Source organism: Agrobacterium leguminum (assembly GCF_015704895.1).
Lineage (GTDB): Bacteria > Pseudomonadota > Alphaproteobacteria > Rhizobiales > Rhizobiaceae > Agrobacterium > Agrobacterium leguminum.
In genome coordinates this window covers 40,081-64,161 of the sequence record NZ_JADQWB010000009.1, presented here as the reverse complement: position 1 = coordinate 64,161, position 24,081 = coordinate 40,081, and the positions used below count along the sequence as shown (strand labels likewise).

The window sequence follows — 24,081 nt, the reverse complement described above, 5'->3', positions numbered from 1 at the left end:
AGCGACCTTTTGGGCCGATAAATTTCACCACCGACTGCGTTCAAACCACCGGAACAATGCGTTCAGCATTTGTTCTGGATTGCTGTTTGAGTCTTTGCTAATCATTGCCACGACAGGGCAGACAATGGCCGGACATTCCGACGACTGCCATCTCTGAACAAGGTTCTCACCCGTGGGGACAGGCAGGTTATCTAAGGATTGCTGGCATGGCGGTTGCCTATCTGGAAAAGCTCAACGAACAGCAACGCAAGGCGGTGGAACATGGCGTTGGGCTGGCAGACGGGCACACGGCCGGGCCGCTGCTGATCATCGCCGGGGCCGGTTCGGGCAAGACCAATACGCTCGCCCACCGTGTTGCGCATCTGATCGTAAATGGCGCCGATCCCCGCCGCATTCTGCTGATGACGTTTTCCAGACGTGCCGCCACGGAAATGTCGCGGCGGGTCGAGCGTATCTGCAAACACGTTATCGGGGCGAATTCGGCAATCATGACCGACGCGCTGGCCTGGTCCGGCACGTTTCACGGCATCGGCGCGCGCCTGTTGCGCATCTATGCCGAGCAGATCGGGCTCAACATCGATTTCACCATCCACGACCGCGAGGATAGCGCCGACCTGATGAACCTCGCCCGGCACGAGTTGGGGTTTTCCAAAACCGAAAGCCGCTTTCCAACGAAGGGTACGTGTCTTGCGATCTATTCGCGCGTGGTGAATTCCCAGACGCCGCTCAAGGAGATATTGCGCCAGCATTATCCCTGGGTCGCCAACTGGGAGAGCGAACTTAAGGAACTGTTTGCGGCCTATGTGGAGGCCAAGCAGGTCCAGAACGTGCTCGATTACGACGATCTCCTGCTCTACTGGGCCCAGATGGTCAGCGATCCCATCCTTGCGGACGATATCGGCAACCGCTTCGACCATGTGATGGTCGACGAATATCAGGATACCAACCGGCTGCAGGCTTCGGTGCTGATGGCATTGAAGCCCGGTGGCCGCGGGTTGACCGTGGTGGGTGACGATGCGCAGTCGATCTATTCCTTCCGGGCGGCGACGGTGCGAAACATCCTCGATTTTCCGGCGTCCTTCAGCCCTGCTGCCGACATCATCACGCTAGACCGCAACTATCGCTCGACGCAGCCGATCCTTGCGGCTGCCAACGGCGTCATCGATCTGGCGCGCGAGCGGTTCACCAAGAACCTCTGGACCGAGCGGCAGTCGCTGGAGCGCCCGAAACTCGTGACGGTAAAGGACGAGACCGAACAGGCGAATTTCATCATCGACCAGATCCTCGCCAACCGCGAAACCGGCATGACCCTGAAACAACAGGCCGTGCTGTTCCGCACCTCCAGCCATAGCGGCTCGCTCGAGGTGGAACTGACCCGCCGCAACATCCCCTTCGTCAAATTCGGCGGCCTGAAATTCCTGGACAGCGCCCATGTGAAGGACATGCTGGCCGTGTTGCGCTTCGCGCAGAACCCGCGCGACCGCGTCGCCGGTTTCCGGCTGCTGCAGATGCTGCCCGGCATCGGACCGAAGAAGGCCGGCAATATTCTCGATGCGATTGCGACAGACCCCGAGCCGCTGCTTGCCCTTGCCGAAATTCCGCCGCCGCCGAAGACGGGCGACGACTGGACAGCCTTCACGCAAATGCTGGTGGGCCTGCGACAGGCGCCGAACGACTGGCCGGGCCAGATCGGGCAGGCGCGACTGTGGTACGAACCGCATCTGGAACGCATCCATGAGGATGCGGACACCCGCAAGGCCGATTTGCTGCAGCTCGAGCAGATCGCCGGCGGCTACCCCTCACGCGAGCGCTTTTTGACCGAGCTGACGCTCGATCCGCCCGACGCCACCAGCGATCAGGCCGGCGTGCCGCTGCTTGACGAGGACTATCTCAGCCTCTCCACCATCCATTCGGCAAAAGGTCAGGAATGGCGCTCCGTCTTCATCCTGAATGTGGTCGACGGCTGCATTCCCTCCGATCTCGGGGTCGGCACCACCCAGGAGCTGGAGGAAGAACGCCGGCTGCTTTATGTCGCCATGACGCGCGCCAAGGACAGCCTGTCACTTATCACGCCGCAACGCTTCTTCACCGGCGGGCAGAACCAGCAGGGCGACCGGCATGTCTACGCCGCAAGAACCCGCTTCATCCCGGCGACATTGCTGCAATTCTTCGAAACGGCAACCTGGCCATTGGTGTCGGCTGCCGCTTCGGAGCGCAGCGCGCAGCAGATCCGCATCGATGTGGGTGCGCGGATGCGGGCCATGTGGAAATAAAAAGCGGGGCGTTCACCCCGCTCTCATGACTGGCGATTGTTTTCCGGTCGAACGCTGTTGTCAGAACTTCACGCTGGCCGTGAGGCTGACATTGAAGGGCTCGCCCACGGCATTGGCATAGCTGGTGGAGCCGATGGACGAGGTGTAATAGGTCTTGTCGAAGATGTTCTTCAGATTGAGCTGCAGCGTCACCGGCTTTTCGAACTGAAGCGTGTAGGTGGCGAAGGCGTCGAAGACCGCATAACCCGGCAGATTGTAGGAATTGTCGTTGATGCCCGCGCGCTCACCCACCGCCCGGACGCCGCCGCCGATGCGCAGCGTATTGCCGTTCGGACCGACCTCGCCGACATCGTAGGCAAGGAAGAGCGAGCCGGTGTGGCGCGCCACATTCGGCAGGCGCTTGCCGGCATAGGTGGGATCTTCGAGCACCAGCGCATCCGTATAGGCATAGCTTGCGATGAGATCGAGATCGTCGGTCAGGCTGCCGGCAATATCGACCTCGACACCGCGCGAACGGACGAGGCCGGCGGCCTTCACCGTCGAGACACCGCCGACATCTTCCGAATAGGCGACATTGCGCTTGCGGGCATTGAACAGGGCGATATTGGCGTTGAGCCCGGCGAAGAGATCGAACTTCGCGCCCACTTCATAAGAAATGCCCTCTTCCGGATCGAGCCCGCCATAATAGGCGCCGATGGATGATTGCGGGCGGAAGGTTTTCGCCACATTGGCGTAAAGCGAGGCATTCGGAGTGAGTTTGTAAACCAGACCGGCATTGGGAATGAGCTCGCCGCCATCCTTCTCGGTATTGACGACGAAGGGACGGCCCTTGCCGGCATAGATATCGTAATACTGGTAACGCAAACCGCCGACCGCGATCCATTGATCGTTAAGATGCAGGGCGTCCTGCATATAGATCGAGGCGGTGGAGAGCTCTTCCGTCTGGTCGCTGTCGACCGCCCTCACCGTGGTGCAGACCGGCAGGCGGCCATAGACGGGATTGTTGACGTTGAAATTCGTGGAATTCGCGCATCGAAGCATGTCGGTGCGCAGGGTATCGCTGTAGTCATAGGACGCGCCGAACAGCAGGTCGTTGCGCAGCCCGCCGATTTCGGCCTCACCCGTCAGATCCGCCCGCAGCGCGTGATTGTAGATCGTGGAATATTGCGTCGCATCGGCCCGTCGCGTCACCTGCCCGGTGCGGGAATTATAGCCCATCACGCGCGCCTGATTGTCCGAATATTCGTTGCGGCTATAGGCGTAATTCAGCGACAGTTTCCAGTCATCGGAGAGTTGGCGGTCTATGGCGATGCTCGCCAGATCGGATTTGCCGTCGGTGATATTATAGGCTTCATCAAGGCGCAGGCGGCGGCTGACATTGATCGCCTTGCCGGTCGCCGGATCGAAGATCGTGCCGCGATCGAACGGCACGCTGTAGTCCTCATGCATATAGGAAACCGTAATATCGGTGTCCTCGCCGCTCCATTTCAGCGAAGGCGCGATCAGCCAGTTCTTTTTCTCACCGAAATTACGCCAGTAATCGCTGTTTTCCCCCTCGCCGATCAGGCGATAGGAAAAATCCGTACCCGCAATCGGGCCGGTCACATCGAAACCGCCTGATGTGCCATACTTGCCCGCCCCATAAGCGGAAAAGCGCGAATAGGCTTCCGCCGTGAACGTGTCCTCCGGCTTCTTCGTCACGACATTCACCATGCCGCCGGGATCGAGGATACCATAAAGCGTGGAGGCAGGCCCCTTCAGCACTTCCACCCGCTCGACAGTATCGTTGAAGGAATGCGGCAAGGCCGTCTTCAGCCCGTTGACGAGAATGGAGCCGTCGCGATTGTCGCCGAAACCACGGCGGATGACGGCATCCTGCGTGCCGCCGAGCGTATTTGCCTGGGTGACGCCGCTGACATTGGCCAGCGCTTCGTCCAGCGAACGCGCCTGCTGGTCGCGCAGCACCTCGGCCGTCACCACATTGACCGATTGCGGAATGTCGAGGAGCGGCGTCTCGGTGCGGGTCGCCGTGCCCGTCGTCACCGGCTGATAGCCGCGCGCGCCTTTTTTAACCTCGGCATTGACGGTTATGGTTTCGAGCACGGTCGTCCCGTCGGCATTTTTCTTCGGTGCCGCACTCTCCTGCGCATAAGCAGGCAGGGCGACCCCGGCCAGAAGAAACGCCAGCAGCGCCCGCGAGCGCACCCCAATGATCATCGAACCGTCATGCATCCTGTCTTGTCCCCGGCTGTCCCAAATCGTCATCGCGACGATGCACCGCTCTTTCAATTGATGAATGTAGTAGTCAACTTTATTTCCGCTTCAGCGCGGCAAAACGTCGGCACCGAAGGGTGCATTCGCGCTTCCTGGCGTGTCATTTCAGCCCATGACAGCCGCTTTTTGTTCAAATCGACCGGCAAAAACCGCTTTTTCGAACGCTATATACTTGACTACTACAGTCATCAATAATTCTGGTGGCAACGCATTCAGACGGTGACGAATTTGAACGACGGCATGATACCCATAAGCACGGATACAGGCCTTGCGGCGCAGGCAATCGAGCTCGCCTATGGCGACACGCCGGTGCTTGCGGATATGTCCATCGATGTCGCACCGAACCGCTTCACCGTTCTGCTTGGCCCGAACGGCTCTGGAAAATCCACGCTTCTCTGCGCGCTTGCCCGCCTGCACCGGCCCGCGCGGGGCCATATTCTTCTCAACGGCAGCGATATCTTCCGCCACCCGACCAAGGAGGTGGCGAAAAAGCTCGGTATGCTGGCGCAGCAGAACCATACGCCGGAGGGGCTTTCGGTTTTCGATCTCGTCTCCCGTGGCCGTTACCCGCATCAGGGATTTCTGAAGCAATGGAGCGAGGAAGACGCCCGCGCGGTGGAAGAGGCGCTGTCCGTGACCGGCATGTCCGAACTGGCGGATCGAGCAGTCGACAGCCTTTCCGGCGGCCAGCGCCAGCGCGCCTGGATCGCCATGGCGCTGGCGCAACAGACGGATATAATTCTTCTCGACGAGCCGACCACCTTTCTCGATCTGCACCACCAGATAGAGGTGCTGGACATGCTGGCGGGCCTCGTCAGCCGCCATAACCGCACGATCGTGGCGGTGCTGCATGACATCAATCTTGCCCTGCAATATGCCGATCACCTGATTTTCCTGAAGGACGGGCGGCTGCGGCACCGGCTGGAAACGGCGGCGGCGTGCGATGCCGGCATCATTGCCGACGTATTCGACATGGCAGTTGCCCAACTCACGCATCCGGTCACGGCACGGCCGGTATTTCTTCCCCTGCCCGGACGGGCCGGCGCGGCATGAACCTTAACGGCACCAGCAGCGCAAACACCCTTGCCCTTAGAGAGCGAGCCTATGGCCGCACACTAGCGGCAGCACTTCTCCTGCTGCTCACCATGCTGCTTCTGGTGCTGGCGCATATGGCCACCGGCCCGCGCCCCATTGCGCCGCACGTTCTGCAAGACCTGATATTCGCTTATGACGCCCGCAATTTCGACCAGCAGGTTTTGATGCGCCTGCGCCTGCCGCGTCTGCTGGCTGCAATGCAGGCCGGGGCCTGCCTTGGAACAGCGGGGCTTCTGCTGCAAACCCTGCTTCGAAATCCGCTCGGCGAGCCGCATATTCTGGGGTTGAATGCCGGGGCAAGCCTTGCCGTCGTTCTGGCGACAGTGATGCCGCTCGGGCTTATCGCAACGCCGCTGTGCCGCCCATTGCTGGCGGCGACGGGCGCGGGCATCAGCTTCTCGCTCGTGCTTCTCCTTGCTTCCGCCGGTCGGCAGGGGCTGACACCGGCAAAACTCGTCTTTTGCGGCATTGCGCTTTCCACGCTTGCGGCAACCCTCACCTCCGCCACCCTCATTCTCAATGAAGAAACATTGCAGCAGATGCGTTTCTGGCTGGTGGGCGATACGGCCGGCGTTTCCATGGCAACCATCGCCGCCGCCCTGCCCGCGGGCGCGATCGCGCTCATCCTCGCTTTCGCCGTCGCCCCCCGGCTCGATCTTCTGGGGCTGGGCGAGAGCGCTGCCGCAGCACTCGGTGTGCCGATCCGTTCGACCCGGCTTCTGGCGCTTGTGTCCATATCGCTGTTCTGCGGCGCGGCCATCGCCGTCGTCGGTCCCATCGGCTTCGTCGGTCTGGTGGTGCCGCCGCTCGTCGCGCGCCTGAAAACGGGGCGGCTTCTGCTTGCCATACCCATCGCAGCACTCGGCGGCGCGGTTCTCGTGATCGCCGCCGATCTCGCCGCCCGCCTCATTCTCCTGCCGAAAGAACTGCCCACGGGCGCAATGACCGGCCTTGTCGGCGCGCCGGTCTTTCTCTGGCTGGTGCGCAGGGTGCTGAAATGAACCGTTACCAGGTTGTCCGACTGGGACGCTTTTCCCTCCGTTTCATGCCGTCGCGGCTCGCCATTCTGCTGGCGCTTTTCCTCTGCCTCCTGCTTGTCGCCCTGTGGTCTCTCACCGCCGGCAGCCAGCATATCCCCGCCTCCGCCCTGTGGTCGCTTGTCACCGCAACCAACACCGATGCCGCCATGACCGACGCGGTCGTGGTTCTCGACTTCCGGCTCTCGCGTCTGGCGCTTGCGATGGTGACCGGCGCCATGCTTGGCATTGCCGGCGCCATCATGCAGGCCACGACCCGCAACGGCCTTGCCGATCCCGGCCTGCTCGGCGTGCGCGAAGGTGCGTCCCTTGCCGTGCTGGGCTGCCTGTTCCTGCTGCCTTCCCTGCCGGTCATGTTGCGCCCCGTCGCGGGCATTGTCGGCGGCATGGCAAGTGCCGCAATCGTTCTGACGCTCTCCGGCGCAACCTCGCGCCTGCGCTTCGTGCTGACCGGCATCGGCTTTTCATGGTTTTTATCAGCATTGCTTCTTATCCTCATGGCATCGCTCGATATTCGCAATTTGCAGACAGCGATGATCTGGATGGCCGGCAACCTGCAGGGCGCAAGCTGGACCGCCGTTTCAATCCTCTCCGTCATCCTCGTCATCGCCCTTGGCCTGCTGCTGTTGACGGCGCGCGCCGCCGACGTGCAGGCGCTCGGCGATCATGCGGCGACGGCGCTTGGCGTTCATAACCGCCTCCTTTCGGTGCTTCATGTCACGCTTGCCGTCAGCCTCACCGCATCCTGCGTTTCCTTCACCGGCAGCATCGGTTTTGTCGGCCTGATCGGGCCGCATATCGCCCGGCTTCTGTTGCCCGGCGGCTCCTATCCGGGGCTTGTCATGGGTGCAGGCCTGACAGGCGCAACTCTGGTCGCAGCGTCCGACACCATCGCCCGAACCGCCTTTTCACCGCTGGAGCTGCCGACCGGCCTCGTTCTTTCCGCCGTCGGCGCACCCACGCTCCTTGCCCTTCTCTGGTTTCACCGGCATCGCCTATAGGTCCCCCATGCGCAAAACACTTCTCGCCCTTCTCCCGGCCGCCGCTTTTCTCCTCGGCACAGCCACGGCTCAGGCCGAAGAGGCCAGCCGAAGCTTTACCGACGACCTCGGTCGCAGCATTTCCATTCCGGCAAAGCCGAAGCGCATCGTGACCTTACACGATATCGACCTCACCATTCCGCTGATCGAGCTAGGCGTGACGCCGGTGGGCAGCCACGGCCGCATGGGAGTGGACGGCAAACCCTATCTGCGCTCCAGCGCCATTCTGACCGGTGTTGATTTCGACAATAGCGACATCGCCTATATCGGCTCCATCAATGCCGATCTGGAGGCGATTATCGCCCTCAAGCCCGATCTCATCCTGACCGAACCGGATCGCCCCACCCCCGTTGAAAAACTGGCGCAGATCGCCCCCACCGTCGCCATCGACAATACCAAAGACGGCGCACCGCATATTTACAAGGTGCTGGCCGAACTCACCGGCACGCAGGATCGTCTGGCCGTGCTGGACCGGCGCTACCGCGCGCAGATCGAAGCGCTGAAGGCTTCGGTCGATACCGGCAGCACCACCGTTTCAGTGTTCCAGCCGCTCAACGGCAAGATCAGCGTCTACCACACCTATCGGGCGCTCGGGCGCGTGCTGCGGGACGCGGGGTTTCGTTTCCCCGCCATCATCGACGCCATTCCGGAAGGCGACCGTATCGAAATCAGCGCCGAACGCCTGCCGGAACTCGATGCCGATATCATCTTCGATCCCTATCGCTCCGATACCGGCGCTTCGCCGCAGGCGGAAATCGACATGATGGAAGCCGTGATGCCGGGCTTCTGCAACTTTCTTCAGGCCTGCCGCAACGGTCGGTACATCCTCCTGCCGCGCGAGGAAGCGATTTCCAACTCCTATGCCGCACTCAGCCTCATGGTCTCCGCCGTCCAGTCCCATTTGACGGTGCGGCCAGCGCACGAAAAGTGACGGCAACGACCACTACAGACAAAAGCGCTTGCCTCCCGGCTTGGCGCGCTGCTAATTCGTGAAGAGGAGTAGAAAACTCAGCTTCACGGAAGAATTCATGTCGGCTGGCGAAACGCATACATCAAGGCTTCGGCGCACCGACCGTTTCGGCGAGCAGCTGCGCAAGCGCCGCGACCGCCTGTCGCCGGGCCTGCTTGCCGTTGCCGAATATATTGATGGCCACCGCCATGCCGTTCTCGCCAAATCGGCACTGGAAATCGGCTTCGAGACCAATACATCCGATGCGACCGTCATCCGCGCCATACAGGCGCTCGGCTTTCAGGGGCTGGTCGATCTCAAGGAAACGCTGGAGGCCTATCTGGGCGTGACGGATTCGCCCGTCGAAAAAATGGCGGCAACGACAAAATCCATATCCGGCAACTGCGATGCAGCGATAGATTTCGTGCTCGACAATCAGAAAAACACGCTGGAGATGCTTTCAAGCGCAGAAAACCGCGAAGCCATGGCGGCGGCCGTGCGGCTTCTTTCGCAAGCGCGCGGCATCGGCGTGCTCGGCATCGGCGCATCCGGCATCATCGCCACCTATGCCGCAAGGCTGTTCCAACGCTCGGGCGTCCATTCCTATGCGCTCAACGCCACCGGCATCGCGCTTGCCGAACAGTTGCTCGAACTTGAAAACGGCCACGTCCTCATCATGCTCCTGCACGGCCGCGCCCACCGCGAGGCCCAGACCGCCATAGCCGAGGCCGGCCGCCTCGACATCCCGATCATCATGCTGCTCGGCCAGGAAGACAGCGTGCTCAAAAAACACGCCAACGCCAGCCTCTTCCTGCCCCGCGCCAAAAACGAAGGCGTGGCGCTCCACGCCCCCACCTTCATCGCCATGGAAACCATGGCCCTCGCCCTCTCCGCCGCCTGCCCCGAGCGAAGCCTTGAGACGCTGGAGCGGCTGGTGGAACTGAGGACGTCGATCAGGCCGCATAAGCGGGTGTAAATTCAGCGACACTATCAAGCTCAGAATGTCGATGTGCCCTTAAGTCGGCATCCTCATTTTGTTGCTATGTTGTATTGCATTAAGTATGTCTGATGCAACGTTTCGCCATGTTCGCATTTGCGGCTTAAATTCAGCAATCTTCGCTTTCAGAGAAGCGTATTCACCCGGCTCCAACAAGAGTTTGCGAACCAGACTCGCCAATTCCTCAGGTTTTTCCGGGTCGAAGTAAAGCGCAAGCGTTCCACCTGCCTCACGCAAGGCAGGCACATCCGCCGCAAACGCCGGCGTCCCGCACCATAGAGCCTCACTGATCGGCAGACCCCATCCTTCCATCCTGCTCGGCAAGACCAAACCATAGGCATTTTCGTAGAGTAAACGTAATTCCGCCTGATTGGGATTAAGCACAAAGTGAAATTTGTCGGCTATTGGCCGGAACTTCTCTTGCTTTAAAAATTTTTCAACCCTTTTCCGCCTCGCGCCAGCTAACACCAGTGCGGGCGGAATAACACCGGATTCCCGCAATGCCAGCATGGCCTCAACAACGCACTCCAAGTTTTTGCGGCCGTTGTAAATGCCAACGCCCAGCAGGTAACGATCTTGAGGTGGTTTCTTGTTTATCGGTTCAACTGTCTGACGAAGCTCGTTGCAAAGCGGTACAGCCACCACATCGGGTACTGGCGGCAATGTGCCAACATTTGAAAAATGCGCTACCTCCCGCGCCGTAAATTCAGAATTCGTCAAAATCAGTGCGGATGCCGCGATAGCGACCTTGTTATCGTGAATGAAATTCCGCGGAAATGAAAATTGATTCCGATGTGTGAAATCATGCAACGGGATCATATCATGGAGCATCGGAATAAAGATGGCTTTTTCACCGCGTTGGTTCAATGCCATGAGGTAATCGGACATGATTTTCGGCCTTCCTAGCGAGACCAGAATCTGTCCGTCCAGGTCGACCTCTCGGACGGCCCCTGTCGGAATAGTTGCCCAGCGTTTGCGATTGCGATGCTCAACTATTGTGCGCACAACACCGTAGAACAGAGACTTCAGAAAATTCGTGTCGAAAAGGTTCTGTCGCAGGCGCAGAGGGGTCGCGCTTGAAGGAACGTTCGGATCCAGAACACCCGTTGGCGATGCGTCACCCGTGCGCGGAAACACCTCAAAAAAACGACGATGCAATGGCGAATAAATGACATATCTTACGGACTTGTCCGTCAGGGTCAGCTCATAGGCGACCTCCATCACCGTTCTTGCAATTCCGTAATATTTGAATTTCACTCCTGAATTCAGGAACAGTTCCGACAGATCAAAAAAAACTTGGGGCATTTACCGTCCTGCCTGACGGACATATCCGTCATAAAAAACATTGGATTGCAAAAGCTTACGGGCTTATATGCCGCGCCATTGTCGATCGCCCACCACTTAGTTCGGGATATAGATTTCGAACAGCGCACTTGTCAACGGCAAGAACCTTCTGGCTGTGCAAAACTAGATGTTTCGCAACAACAACCAATCCAAAAACTACTCACATCTTGTGCGCAGCTTTGGGCACCACCACCGGAGGGAGATTGACACTTAACGATCACCCATTTAAGTGCACTACACCAATTTCGGATTAGACGTGCCGCGGCACTTGGAACCGGTGTTAAGCTTAGAGTTTTCTGAATATGAAACTTGGGCGTATCATATATGAGCGTTACACAGAACATCACGCCGCTGATTTGGGTTTGTTTGCCTGACGTGATAACACTCGCCAACTGCAGTTTTTGCACCAAATAGGAATATCGCTGTGATCGGATCATTTTTGTCGCAAAACGACAAGAAGCTGCTGGTACGACTGTTCAAAGAGAACTTCAAGAAGCATGTTGGCTGGTACTCGATGGCAATCGCGGCCATGGTTGTCGTTGCCGCAACGACATCCCTTAGCGCCTGGATCATGCGCGATATCGTTAACAGCGTTTACCTGAAGCGTGGCTTCGATGTCGTTCTTGAGATTGCGTTCGCGGTTGCCGCGATCTTCATCGTCAAGGGGCTGGCCACCTTCGTGCAGAGCTATTATCTAAGCAAGGCTGGTAATAGCATCGTAGCGGAGCAACAGCGCAAGATTTACGACCGGCTTCTGAAACAGGGGGTTTCTTTTTTTCAGAACTTGCCGTCCTCCGAGCTACTCATTCGCGTCACCTATAACGCCCAGGCTGCGCGGAGCGTCATCGACACGATTGTAACGTCGTTTGTTCGTGATCTCTTTTCGCTTATCGGACTCATAATCGTGATGTTTGCCCAGAACTTTCTTCTGAGTGCGATCTCAATGATTATCGGTCCTCTTGCGATTTTCAGTGTTCGCCTTGTTTTGCGGCGCGTCCGCAAAATCATGGAGGCGGAACTTGCCTCGTTGGGCGAAATCGTCAATGTCGTGCAGGAGACCAGCATAGGCGTGCGCGTTATCAAGGCGTTCTCGCTCGAGAAGCTGATGCGCCAACGCATGGACAAAGCGGTATCGGATGTCGAGCATCGCGCAAACGGCATAGCGAAACTTGAAGCGGCGACAAGCCCGATCATGGAGACGCTCTCTGGCCTGGCGATTGCAGTTGTCATCGCCGTTTCCGGCTATACAGTCCTTGAAAAAGGCGGTTCTCCGGGCGACTTGATGGCCTTCATCACTGCCCTGCTACTTGCTTATGAACCGGCAAAGCGTCTTGCACGCATGCGCGTCCAGATCGAAAGTGGCATGATCGGTGTGCGTATGATGTTTGAGGTTCTCGATGCTCCACTGACTTTAAGCGAGAAAAGCGACGCCGCACCGCTGCCAAAAGCAAGCGGCGATGTGGAGTTGAAAAATGTTGGCTTCGAATACGTTTCCGGCCAGCCGGTTTTGAAAGACGTCAGTGTCCTTTTCGAAGGGGGCAAGATGACGGCACTCGTTGGGCCTTCAGGAAGCGGCAAATCCACAATTATAAATCTGATTATGCGCCTCTATGACCCGCAAAATGGATTGGTTGAGATCAACGGCATGGATTTGCGCGACGTGTCCTTCGCGAGTCTGCGTGAGCATGTATCCTATGTGGGTCAGGAAACATTCCTGTTTTCCGGCACTGTAAAGCACAATATTTCCGTCGGTCGTGACAACGCTACGGAAGAGGAAATCGTTGCTGCGGCCAAGGCCGCCAATGCACACGACTTTATCATGAAAATGCCCGAGGGTTACGATACCAAGCTTGGTGAAAACGGCTCCGGTCTGTCCGGCGGTCAGCGGCAGCGCGTCGCGATCGCGCGAGCCATGCTTAGAAACGCGGATATTTTGATCCTTGACGAGGCGACAAGTGCCCTGGATTCCGAGTCCGAAGCGCTTGTCCGAGATGCTCTGGAGCGCCTCACGTTCAACAAGACATCAATCGTAATCGCTCATCGTCTTTCCACAATTAACCGGGCAGACAAGATCGTCGTTATGGACAATGGCGAAGTTGTAGAACAAGGTAGCCGCCGTGAATTGCTCTCGACGGATGGCCTCTATAAGCGCCTGCACAGCATTCAGTTCGATGCGGATGTAGCTTAAACTTAGCCGATCTATAAAGCCGCGTTGGAAAGGTTTTGTTGTGAAGGAACACTCTCGAAAGATCACGCCGGTTCTTCTGGCCGGCGGTGCTGGTTCCAGGCTTTGGCCGGTATCGCGTGATCAGTTGCCCAAGCAGTTCCAGCCGCTGGTCGGCAATCTTTCGACCTATCAGCAGACGCTGCAGCGGGTGGGCGACAAGGGCCTTTATGCCGAGCCGCTGGTGATCACCAATGAGGATTTCCGTTTCTTCGCCCGCCGTCAGGCCGAAGAGATCGATCTGCCGGCAACCGTGGTGCTGGAGCCCGCCCGCCGCGACAGCGCCGCCGCCATGGCCGCCGCCGCCGTGCTGGCCGAGCGCCGCGAGCCCGGATGCCTGGTGCTGGCGCTTGCCGCCGATCATGTGGTGCTCGATGCCGACAAGTTCTCCGACGCCGTGAAGCTTGGCGCAAAAGCCGCCGATCAGGGCAATATCGTCGTCTTCGGCCTGGTGCCGACCGAACCGCGCACCTCCTACGGTTATATCAAGCCGGATGAGGCGATCGATGGCGAAAAAGACCTCAGCACCGTCGACGCCTTCGTGGAAAAGCCGGATATGAAGACGGCGATCTCCTATCTGGAAAAGGGTTATCTCTGGAATTCCGGCAACTTCCTGTTCCGCTCCGATGTGATGATCGCCGAACTGAAGGCCTTCGCCCCGGAAATCCTGGCAGCGGTGACGCAGGCGGTCGAGCAATATGAAAGCGACCTCGGTTTCGTGCGCCTGCATCAGGCAAGCTTCGAGGCCTCGCCGAAAAACTCCATCGACTATGCGGTGATCGAGAAGACCAAACGCATGGCGGTGGTGCATGGCCATTTCCGCTGGTCGGATATCGGCAGCTGGGATGCGATCTGGGAGATCGCCGACAAGCGCGGCAACGACAATGCGCTGGAAGGCAACGGCGTCTTCATCGATTCCGAAGGCTGCCTCATCCATTCGACGCAATTGCTGACGACGGTGGTGGGCGCTAAAGACATGGTGGTGGTGGCCACCAAGGATGCGGTTCTGGTGGTGCCGAAAAACCGGGTGCAGGATGTGAAGGGTCTGGTGGAGACGCTGAAGGACGGCGAACACGCACCGCAGACGCAAAGCCACAAGCGCGTCTATCGCCCCTGGGGTTATATCGAACACATGTATGTGGACGAGCGTTACCGGGTTGGCCACATCACGGTCGATCCCGGCCACCGCATCTCGTTCCAGAAACATTATCACCGCTCGGAACACTGGATCGTCGTCAAGGGCACGGCGACGGTGACGATCGGCGAGGAGACGAAGTTGCTGACGGAGAACCAGTCGGTCTATATCCCGATCGGCCAGCCGCACCGGCTTGCCAATGAGGGGCAGATTCCGCTCGAACTGGTCGAAATCCAGACCGGAGCCTATATCGGCGAGGACGATGTCATCCGCATCGAGGACGATTATAAAAGGAAGTGACTAGCGGATATGCTGCGGATAAAAGCAGCGATCCGGATTTCCCCTCCCCGATAAATCAGCGCGCCCTGGCAGAACGATCTTCTACGCCCTTCTAACCCTTGGGGGGCGGCGTAAGCGCCGTGTCAAGTTCACGTAGCCAGGCATCAGCCGATGCGTCCGAAGGCATACGCCAGTCCCCCCGCGGAGACAAAGAGCCACCGGAGCTGGTTTTCGGACCATTCGGAACTGCGCTACGCTTGAACTGGCTCGTTTGAAAAAAGCGCCTTATGAAGACTCTCAGCCACGACCTGATGGTCTCCAGGTCATAATCCCGTCGGTCAGTATCCGCGAAGTCGGGTGGCCAGGTCCCCATTTTGACATCCCTCCAGGCGTGCCACGCAAGAAAGGCAATCTTGGACGGCCTCATTCCATATCGTACCGTGTAAAAGAGATTGAAGTCCTGGAGCGCATAGGGCCCGACGAAATCTTCAGTCTTCTGACTTGGTGCATCTGCATCACCTGGCACCAATTCGGGGCTGATTTCGGTCGACAATATATTCCGAAGAACTTCGGATGCTTCCTCACCGTAAAGACCGCGCGCCGCCACCCATCGAATAAGATGTTGAATAAGAGTTTTAGGAACCGAGCAATTGACATTGTAGTGACTCATGTGATCACCCACGCCATATGTTGCCCACCCGAGAGCAAGCTCGGAGAGATCGCCCGTGCCAAGGACAATTGCGTTATGCCGGTTTGCCAGCCGGAAAAGAAGAGAGGTCCGGGCTCCTGCCTGAACATTTTCAAAGGTGATATCGTAAATCTTTTCACCTTTAGCGGCAGGATGGCCAATATCGCTCAACATCTGCATCGAAGCTGGACCTACGTCGATTTCGTCGGACGTCACCCCCAAAGCCCGCATCAAGCGCCACGCATTTGATTTCGTGGTGTTGGTTGTCGCGAAAGCAGGCAGGGTCCAAGCAAGAACATTGGAACGAGGTAGATTCAACAAATCCATGGCGTGGAGAGCAACCAGAAGGGCGTGAGAACTATCCAATCCTCCGGAAACGCCTATGACAACGCGTTCGATGCCACTGGCCCTCAAACGACGGGCAAGGCCTTGAGACTGTATCTGAAAAGCCTCCTCGCAGAGAGCATCAAGCTGGCTTTTGTCATCTGGAACGAAAGGAAAGCGGGCAATTTTTCGCTGCAAACCAATATCGTTTGCGGAGGGCTGAAGATGAAAACCGATATGCCGATAATCTTTTGGTGCAAGATCGCGCCGATTCGCGACAAGGCTACCATTCCGCAACCTTTCCGCTGCCAGAAGTTCAAGGTCGATATCCGTGACGATCATGCCGGCTCTGGTAGAAAAACGCTCGGATTCTGCCAAAAGAGTTCCAGCTTCATAGACCATTGCATGGCCGTCCCAAGCGAGATCGGTGGTTGATTCACCAAATCCTGCCGCGGAATAGAGATATGCGGCATTGCAGCGAGCGGACTGCACGCGGCATAACGCGTGACGTTCGGCGGACTTGCCGATAATTGCATTGGAAGCTGAAAGGTTTGCAATAACAGTAGCGCCCGCAAGTGCAGCCAGGGACGAAGGTGGTGTCGGCACCCAGACGTCCTCGCAAATCTCAATCGCCAGCACGAAATTCTCTATATCCTGCGCAGCAAATAAGAGGTCCGTACCGATCGGAACCGTTGTCCCCAAAAGCTCAATCGTGGCACCTCTTTCAACGATTGCGCCCGATGCGAAGTGCCTTGCCTCATAAAATTCGCGATAATTCGGCAGATAGGTTTTAGGGACGATACCCAAAAGACGACCGCGGTGCAGCACAACCGCGCAATTAAGAAGGTGCCCCTGCCAGCGCACCGGCATTCCTACCAGAATCAGAGGCATTAGCGTCTCGGTGCGCTTCCGCAGCAATTCGAGAGCTGCTTCCGTCTCATCAAGCAGCGTTTGCTGATGCAGCAGATCATCAATCGAATAACCGGTCAAGCCGAGCTCGGGGAGGACAAGAAGACCAACCGACTGCTCGTCTGCTGCCTCCAATAGCGGTATTGTGGCTGCAGCATTCGCCAAAGGCGAAGCGGGCGAGACCAGATGTGACGCGACGGCACAACGAAGAAAGCCCTGCGCGTAAGCCGAAGCGAAAGTCGTGGATGTAACCTGTTTATTACGCATCATTGTGTTCACTTGCATTCACGCCGCCATCAGCAACCACTCCGATGAGAAGCCAGGAGGGGCGCACCCAAAATAAGGAGGAAAAACGCGGGCGCCATTGTTTCCAATTCCGCAAAACCGCTTCGACGACGCCCTGCGCAGCAATTTGCTCCGCCAGGATCGAAGGATCCGGACAAAAATCATGCCACATGACAAGCCCGCCGGGCCGAACCACCTGCAAGGCCTTTTCAGTGTCGTTGGCCACGACATCAGCCGTGTGACCGCCGTCGATCAGGACGGTGTCGAAGAAATCGCTATCGAAAGCCGAGGTATCGAACTCTCTGCTGTCCATCAGCAGCTGCGTGACCCGTGAAGCCAGTCCTGCTTCGCGATAAAGGCGTCCTATTCGATTTCCACCATCCGTAATGCCCGATGCGTCTGAATACAAAGAACGCCCCTCGGCATCTTTTTCCCCTTCGGGAAGATTGAGTGTCCACACGTGTGCTTCGGAATGCTGTAAGCAAAGCCGCGCACCAAACCCCTCCCAGGTTCCAAATTCGAGGTGATGCTTTGGGCGAAAGGCACGGTAGAGTTGCTGCAACACCTTCGCATCATGCACTTCCATACGAAACTGCGTGAGCGGCATGTTAACGAGGTTTATCGGAGCACGGAACGAGCAATGCAAACCGAGGCGTTCTCCCAACATATGAGCGTCAACAATTTCGAGTTTGTCTTCAGGCACATCGAAACTCAATGAGGGGAGACCGTTGGCGGCCTCACTTAAGGCGATCTCTTTTTGTAAAGGATTCATCGAAGGCGACGGTGTCGTGTTGCGCCGAGCTTCGGCTTGCAGCACAACTGGCTCACTGAAACGTACTCTTGCCACGCCTGGCAGCGTAGGACCCTTTCTGACAACAATACCGCGCAGGTCCTCAACGTTATCAAGAGCTATAGCAACGGTCGTTTCCCCACCTGGGAGCACAAAAGCTTCCGATCCGATGAGTTCTGAAAAACCTTCTCTTACGCAAAGAACTCCAATATCTGCGCCGGACACGCCGACCGACAGGCGCACGATTGCCGGTCCTTCACAAACTGGTTGCACTTTCCAGATCAGGCCATAACCCCAGGCAGGTGCATCAATAATCAGATCACCAGTTTCCTCATCCACAACACCCGCGCCAGCCGGCTCGAATGTAGCAGCAACGTCAGCCGCTGATGCAGCCGTCGCGACAAGAACAGGCGAAACATAGACAGGTTCCCGTTCATGTATAAGCCTCAGACCATCAACGGCAACGGGTACGCCTTCAGGACGACGCAAGAGGAAATTTTCGCCATCCATCACGAGAGCCTCGTGATAGCCGACTGATGCCAACCACTCGAGTGCCTGCGAGACGCTCTGCTTTCTTTCCGCCAACGCGTGGTTGAGCTCCACAAGAACCCAAGGGTTAAATTTATCGAGTGTCTGAAGAGACCCTTTCAACACTTCGAGATCGAAACTGTCGACATCAACCTTAAGAAGATCAAGCCTGTCCCACTCCAGACGCTGCATTTCCGCGTCCACTGTCGAGAAAGGAAACTCCTCTACCTCCGCGGGACTGCCCCATACGCGGAATATCGCATCTCGACGGTTGCCTTCCGTCTCTCCCATAGCGATCTGCCGGACTTCGACATTTGAAATCCCATTAAGCTCGAGATTATGCCTGAGCATCCGATGTGTTTCGGTCGGCTCGAACGCGACGACAAAACCTTCCGGCGCACAACGGCCAAAAAGGGCGGAGTAATAACCGATATTGCCCCCGACATCAAAAATACGCCAATCGCGACCGATATTGCGGACACACCACCGTTTTGTCTGCATCTCACAATAGGGATAGTAGCCTCGCATATGCGCGTAATAGGAACCGAGCCGAATTGGCTCCGCCTCGGGAACCATCGTCCAGATCGGAGCCAGATCGAGCTGGATAGCAGGGGCCGAAGCTTCAACATCCAGACCCGGTTGAGATTCGGCGGGGCGTTGCTGTTCAAAATCCGAAGTGTGCTCGGGTCGCGAGCCAGACGGCGAGCTGAGGAAGGATTGTACAATGTCCCTGATCGATCGCCGCATTTATTTCCTCCACTGTCATAACTTTGAGATCAAAAGTTTCAAGATCGTCATGATCAGCGACGCCAACAGGACGACAACCCGTCAGGGCAAAAAGATGCGCACGCCCGCAGCCCTGATTACCGCTGACGGTATAACTGCCAAAGCCAATTGCCTGCTCCGCAACATAACCAGTCTCTTCTCGCAACTCCCGGAGCATAGCCTCGACGGCATCTTCACCGGGCTCCACATGGCCAGCCGGAAAGGTCATGGAATAACAGCGTGCGCCGTGCTTATATTGCCACAACGTTAAAATACTGCCGTCCGCCAGAATTGGCACGGCTATCGAATAATCAGGCAAGTGAACTTGGTGATAGTCGTCGACAATGCGGCCATCCGGTAGCTCAACTGTTTCCACTGAGAGCTTTAAATATGGTGGCGCATCATGAACGGTGTGAGTTTTAACCACCTTCCAGGGCGCTGCATTGCTAATGACACCATTTGAACTCATTGCTTAGCTTTCACGCCTGATTATGACCCGCAGCAAACGTTGTTTTGCTTTACGACCAACAGTCAGGCGTAACTGGACTGAAGAATCCCCGTTGGCGGCTTCGATATCAAACGGAATCTCCAGCCAATGCGAACCTGAAATCCACAATGATTTGGAATAGCTTGACACCACTTTTTCGTCGGCAACCACTTCAAGTGACAACTTCTGCCCTAATGAAACATCCGTCTCAATCTGCAACCGAGCAACGTAGCGGCCAGTCGGAAGGTAATGGTAAGGGCCAAAACAAAGATGGCCGCCCACCCCCCGTTCTGAAACGATATCAAGCCCCTCGCGACGCGAGCCTTCCCCTGGCAACATCATCGATATCCAGTCAACTGTCGTTCCTGGAACAAATTCCTCTACCACTGATAACGATTTCTGGGGAAAAAGCTGGCGGGGATTTGCGTCGAAAGCGCCTAAGTAACCATTATAATTGTTTTCACTATAGGGGTTCGGCGGAACGAGCGCGTCAAGCGCCCAGCTATCATCCAGACCAGCTACGGAAATATCTCTTTCTCGCAACGCAACTATTAAAGCGGCTGCGCAATCGGACAGCCCAAATGTCTCATACAAAAAAATAAGCTTAAGAAAAACAGTTGTATCGCCTTGCTCGACCAACTCGTCCATCACTTCTGGATCCATGACAGGGTCGAGCATGTAAAGCGCATCACAAAACATCACCGGCCCATCAACTGTTTGGGCAAAAAGTGGGATTGCAAATCGTCCCGGCAATGCGCCCCGCGTATAACGATGAACATCCACGTCAAATAAGCGATAACCGTGATCACGCAAGAGCCTGTCAAGGTCACCCCAAACAGTGCCATGTCGATCACGCATCTCGTGTAGTTGGGCTTCGGTAATTAAAGCAAGCGGACGCTTTGGCCCCGAAAGAAGGTCTTGAGCGCCGACAAAAACTTCGAAGTCAAATCCATCGACGTCGCATTTAACCACGTCAACACGCCCAAACTCATTCGCGGCCAGCCACTCGTCAAGAGAAAGGCGTTGGTCGGCAAACCGTAGCTCCGCTCCGCGATTAAAAACATCCGCAGTAAAGGAAAGACCGGTCTTCTCTGATGCTCGATGCGCACTACTCAGCACAAATGCGCTTGAAGCCCCTCTTTTTGGCTCTGTATCTATTCGAACAGAGAGAGGAAGGGGCCGGGCCCCATTCCCAACCCACGCAGCAACGTAGCGAATATCCCGCTCGGTCCCGACCTCGGCATTCAATCGATCCACTTCTGAAACCAATGGGTCAAAACCAACCGCACGGAAACTCTCGCCAAACTGATCCCAAAAGCTATCGATTCCGCCACTGCAACCAACATCGAGCAAAGAAAGGTTCAGATTTTCGAGGAGGCCCCGCTTCTTACATTCTAGCAAGAAAGAAGAACTGTGACGGAAAGCAGATAGCGTCATGCAGACCAATCCTCCGCGAGCTTAGAAGTACGCTCGATCAGCACACCTTCGAGAGTTATTCGCGCCTTTCCGGACGAGTGGAGGCGAACCTGTAAGGGAAGCAATATATCCCGCGGAGCAACATGCAGCGGTAGCCTAACCGTCGCTTTCCCTCCGAGGATATTCACTTTCGTTTCGTAAACAACTCTTTCACCTTGAATCAGATCGAGGTTGAGTCTGCATTTCCACGAGTGATCCCAGCGTCGGGACAACGTCAAATCTATGCGATAGTTTCCAGGAGGCAGATGGGCATAAGGCCCGAAAAAAATGTGACCGACTTCGTCGTTCGAGCGGATAACATCCTTTTCCCGGGTACCCGCCGCACCAGCGCGCATTTCTGAAGTCCAATCATCCACTTCCTTGAATATAGACTGAAGTAGATAACCATGGCGTAGTCGCGCAGAAAATGGCGTGCGCCCGCAACCGATGAAACGCTGCATCAGCGATTCAAAGCGATTATGAACCGCGTTGACGCCAATGAAGCGCCTTGGTTCATTTTTTTCTGCCAAGTGCTTATGCTCGGCGCCTATTGCAGCAAAAAATCCATTGAGAACGCTAGTAAGATCTTCTCCTTCAGCCTTATCCGGCAAACCAAAATTGATAACAAAGGCATCGGCTTGAGTAAGTGTGGCCGAAGATTCCGAACCTGCTTGCCACACCGTCACTCGATTGGAGAAACCAAGTTTGTCCCAACAACGGCTGAATAGAGTAAGCACTTGGTCCTGTAGGCCGATCCAGACAACTCGCGTTTCTCGCGGAGCATTCGCAAAGAGATCGACGAGAAATGGCAAAACGTGTTCCGGCGTACCGATTTCGCGATCATAGGATTCTGAACGATATCTCGCTTCCAACGGCTGCTTGAGCGGCGTGCCTATCGCTTCTGCAAGAGCGCTACGATACGCAGTATTTATCGTATCCGTCAGGCGGATTTCTTCCAAATCTATTCCGTTCAGCCCCCAAACCTCTGACTGCTCAGGAATGTCAGGCTGCGCTACCCTATTAATAAATCTCTCGGGGTCATTCTCCACACTCTTGTGCGCGTGCATTGGAGTTGTCTGACGAGTGTGATCACAATGATAACCAAAAACCGCAGGCACGGCATCGCTGACTTTTCCATGAAGCATTACAAGCCGCTTCGAAATATTTGAGTCGACGTGCCACCCTAAGAGCATCTGCTCATCAAATCCGTGGATACCAAAGAGATCTTCACGCCTCATGAGCTGAAAGTCGCCAGGTGCATCATAAAGAATGGAGTCAGCGCCGTAGACAATTTCGTTGAGATGGAGGTTCTCTCCCACCGCACGCGTTTCAGCTATAACCCCAGCCGGATCAAGCCGGTCGAAGCTCTCCCATAGTGTTTCAGGTATCTCGAAACGCGGCGCGCAGTAAAACCCGTCCTTCAGTCCCGCCAGCTGCTCCGAGAGGGACTGCGACCCCCGCGGAACGAATATCATGTCCGTGTTGGTTGACAGTATCCAACGATTTGCAGGATTGGACCGTCTCACCGCGGCGTTGCGCGAAATGGGTTCGAGGGCCTTCAGATGCGTCCGTGATGCGAAAAGCTGATTGTGAAGGCTGGGCCTTATACGGATAATCCGCAAAAGGCGCTTCGCACGATCCGTCAGCGTGTCACAGATCGCCTCCGGGAAGGTCGGGAAATCGTCCGGCGTGTTGTAATCGACGAAAAGAATTTCATCATTTTCGTCAGTCAGCACTTCCGCCATGCAATTCAGGCTGAGAGCAGCCCGCTTGTGGAGATTATAGCCGTAGCTGTCGTTCCTTCCGTAGAGGACGATCGATATCATGGCATTACCCGGTTGTGTTTCGCCGCTGCGGCATCTGAGAGCCAATCCCCCATACCGGGTCTGATAAGCGTTATTGCGGCTGAGAGCTTTGCAGCGTCAACGACGCGCCACGGGTCAATGACCGCCTTAGGCCCTGCTGCCGCGATATCGAGATTGCGATAGGCTTTCCACGGCGTCACAATTGCGACCACATCCGCTCCCGCCATGGCGCTTTCCGCATCCATCTTGATCACAATGCCGTCGGCAATTTGATCCGGAAGGCTGACAAGCGCTTGCGGATCCGTAATCCGCACACGATAACCTATGCTAATCAGCTTGTGGGCGAGCGCCAGTCCCTGGCTTTCCTCAATCACCGGCGTTTCCGGCTTATAGGAGAGGCCGAGAATCGCAACCTGCGCACCTGGATCAGCCGATGCCGATATGGCCCGCACAAGGCGTTCGGTCTGATGATCATTGATTACATCCGTCGCTTCTGCGAGGTCCGTACGTGCGCCCAGGCTGCGTCCAAGTGCAGCAAATGCCTTGTTATCACGCGGGAAACAGGGACCACCATAACCGATGGCTCCCTTGATGTATTTCTTTCCGATACGGCTATCCGCACCAAGAGCATCCGTCACCACGTCTGCATCTGCACCATCGAGATGGTCGCACATATCTGCGATCATATTCGCATAGCTGATCTTGGTGGTTACGTAGGTGTTAACGGCGATCTTGCAAAGCTCCGCATTGACCCAGTTCATGCGCTGGAATTCGGGACCGCTCTCCGTCGAGCCACGGTAGACGCTCTCGAGCATATCCCCGGCCTTGGGGTCGCTTTCGCCAATGAGAATCATGTCTGGATAAAGCATGTCGCGAACGACAGTACCGAGCGCGATGAACTCCGGATTATAGCACAAACCGAGGTCCGAACCCACTGTGCGACCCGATGCGCGCTCAAGCGTTTGCCTCAGCACGCCGCCTGTAGAACCAGGCATAACAGTGGAAGTGACGACCACGTTGTGATAGCCGATCTTGTCATGCAATGCGGCACCGATGCTCTCCAGAGCGGAGATCACATAATCATTGCGGAAAAATCGGTCCGGCCCACTTGGCGTCGGTACGATGATGAAGGTGACATCCGACGAAAGCACTGCCTCCCGCATGTCGGTCGTTGCCCGAATGCGCTCACCATGCTCGGTGATCAACTCCTGGAGTTGCGGCTCGGGAACTGGCGCTACACCACGATTGATTGAATCCACAAATGCGGAATTCAAATCCATACCAATGACGTCAAAGCCCTTTTTGGCAAAAACGGCAAGCATGGGCGCACCAAGTTTGCCCAGGCCTATAACGGAGAGTTTCGGCTTCATCTTCATATCTCGCTACGGATCGGGCCGT

At 56.6% G+C, this 24,081-nt stretch carries 16 protein-coding genes; 8 read left to right on the top strand and 8 right to left on the bottom strand.

What is annotated here, in order from left to right; genetic code table 11:
* Positions 1-206: 206 nt before the first annotated feature.
* Positions 207-2,273 (top strand): ATP-dependent helicase, encoded by a 2,067-nt coding sequence (locus I3J13_RS14935; RefSeq protein ID WP_196379297.1) that lies wholly within the window; start codon positions 207-209, stop codon positions 2,271-2,273.
* Between the two features lie 60 nt (positions 2,274-2,333).
* Here I3J13_RS14935 and I3J13_RS14930 read toward each other — a convergent pair whose 3' ends face one another.
* Positions 2,334-4,505 carry a TonB-dependent siderophore receptor gene (locus tag I3J13_RS14930; protein WP_196379296.1) on the bottom strand — a complete coding sequence of 724 codons (2,172 nt, stop codon included), beginning with the start codon at positions 4,503-4,505 and terminating at the stop codon, positions 2,334-2,336.
* A gap of 282 nt (positions 4,506-4,787) precedes the next feature.
* On the opposite strand from I3J13_RS14930, the gene I3J13_RS14925 reads away from it, so the two are divergent.
* The 5 genes from I3J13_RS14925 to I3J13_RS14905 all read left to right on the top strand — a co-directional run bounded on the left by I3J13_RS14925 (position 4,788) and on the right by I3J13_RS14905 (position 9,644).
* On the top strand, positions 4,788-5,600 hold the full coding sequence (locus tag I3J13_RS14925; RefSeq protein WP_196379295.1) for an ABC transporter ATP-binding protein: 813 nt from the start codon (positions 4,788-4,790) through the stop codon (positions 5,598-5,600).
* Positions 5,597-6,643, top strand: coding sequence for a FecCD family ABC transporter permease (locus I3J13_RS14920; RefSeq protein ID WP_196379294.1), 1,047 nt, complete (start codon positions 5,597-5,599; stop codon positions 6,641-6,643). Before I3J13_RS14925 ends, I3J13_RS14920 begins: the two co-directional genes overlap by 4 nt.
* The gene (locus tag I3J13_RS14915; protein ID WP_196379293.1) at positions 6,640-7,680 is read left to right on the top strand and encodes a FecCD family ABC transporter permease; all 1,041 of its coding nucleotides are present in this window, start codon (positions 6,640-6,642) and stop codon (positions 7,678-7,680) included. The genes I3J13_RS14920 and I3J13_RS14915 overlap by 4 nt, the downstream gene beginning before the upstream one ends.
* Before the next feature lie 7 nt (positions 7,681-7,687).
* Positions 7,688-8,650, top strand: coding sequence for an ABC transporter substrate-binding protein (locus I3J13_RS14910; protein WP_196379291.1), 963 nt, complete (start codon positions 7,688-7,690; stop codon positions 8,648-8,650).
* A gap of 97 nt (positions 8,651-8,747) precedes the next feature.
* A complete protein-coding gene (locus I3J13_RS14905; protein WP_059758651.1) occupies positions 8,748-9,644 on the top strand; it encodes a MurR/RpiR family transcriptional regulator in 897 nt (298 codons plus the stop codon).
* Between the two features lie 39 nt (positions 9,645-9,683).
* Here I3J13_RS14905 and I3J13_RS14900 read toward each other — a convergent pair whose 3' ends face one another.
* Complete coding sequence (locus tag I3J13_RS14900) at positions 9,684-10,970, bottom strand: glycosyltransferase family 4 protein (RefSeq protein WP_196379289.1); 1,287 nt, start codon at positions 10,968-10,970, stop codon at positions 9,684-9,686.
* A gap of 463 nt (positions 10,971-11,433) precedes the next feature.
* Between I3J13_RS14900 and I3J13_RS14895 the strand changes: the two genes are divergently transcribed.
* Together I3J13_RS14895 and I3J13_RS14890 are read left to right on the top strand one after the other, a co-directional pair.
* The gene (locus I3J13_RS14895) at positions 11,434-13,197 is read left to right on the top strand and encodes an ABC transporter transmembrane domain-containing protein (RefSeq protein WP_196379288.1); all 1,764 of its coding nucleotides are present in this window, start codon (positions 11,434-11,436) and stop codon (positions 13,195-13,197) included.
* 40 nt (positions 13,198-13,237) lie between these two features.
* Positions 13,238-14,668: a mannose-1-phosphate guanylyltransferase/mannose-6-phosphate isomerase gene (locus tag I3J13_RS14890; RefSeq protein WP_196379286.1), complete on the top strand. Its 1,431-nt coding sequence runs from the start codon at positions 13,238-13,240 to the stop codon at positions 14,666-14,668.
* 91 nt (positions 14,669-14,759) lie between these two features.
* Here I3J13_RS14890 and I3J13_RS14885 read toward each other — a convergent pair whose 3' ends face one another.
* Genes I3J13_RS14885 through I3J13_RS14860 form a run of 6 tightly spaced genes read right to left on the bottom strand, consistent with a single transcriptional unit; the run spans position 14,760 to position 24,053 of the window.
* Positions 14,760-16,853 carry an NAD(+) synthase gene (locus I3J13_RS14885; RefSeq protein ID WP_196379283.1) on the bottom strand — a complete coding sequence of 698 codons (2,094 nt, stop codon included), beginning with the start codon at positions 16,851-16,853 and terminating at the stop codon, positions 14,760-14,762.
* A complete protein-coding gene (locus I3J13_RS14880; protein ID WP_196379281.1) occupies positions 16,828-18,918 on the bottom strand; it encodes a class I SAM-dependent methyltransferase in 2,091 nt (696 codons plus the stop codon). The genes I3J13_RS14885 and I3J13_RS14880 overlap by 26 nt, the downstream gene beginning before the upstream one ends.
* Positions 18,836-19,405, bottom strand: coding sequence for an NUDIX hydrolase (locus I3J13_RS14875; protein ID WP_196379279.1), 570 nt, complete (start codon positions 19,403-19,405; stop codon positions 18,836-18,838). Before I3J13_RS14875 ends, I3J13_RS14880 begins: the two co-directional genes overlap by 83 nt.
* A gap of 3 nt (positions 19,406-19,408) precedes the next feature.
* Entirely contained in the window at positions 19,409-20,860 is a 1,452-nt protein-coding gene (locus tag I3J13_RS14870) for an FkbM family methyltransferase (protein ID WP_196379277.1), read from the bottom strand.
* Positions 20,857-22,704 carry a hypothetical protein gene (locus I3J13_RS14865; RefSeq protein WP_196379276.1) on the bottom strand — a complete coding sequence of 616 codons (1,848 nt, stop codon included), beginning with the start codon at positions 22,702-22,704 and terminating at the stop codon, positions 20,857-20,859. Before I3J13_RS14865 ends, I3J13_RS14870 begins: the two co-directional genes overlap by 4 nt.
* Positions 22,701-24,053: a UDP-glucose dehydrogenase family protein gene (locus I3J13_RS14860; RefSeq protein WP_196379275.1), complete on the bottom strand. Its 1,353-nt coding sequence runs from the start codon at positions 24,051-24,053 to the stop codon at positions 22,701-22,703. Before I3J13_RS14860 ends, I3J13_RS14865 begins: the two co-directional genes overlap by 4 nt.
* Positions 24,054-24,081 lie beyond the last annotated feature (28 nt).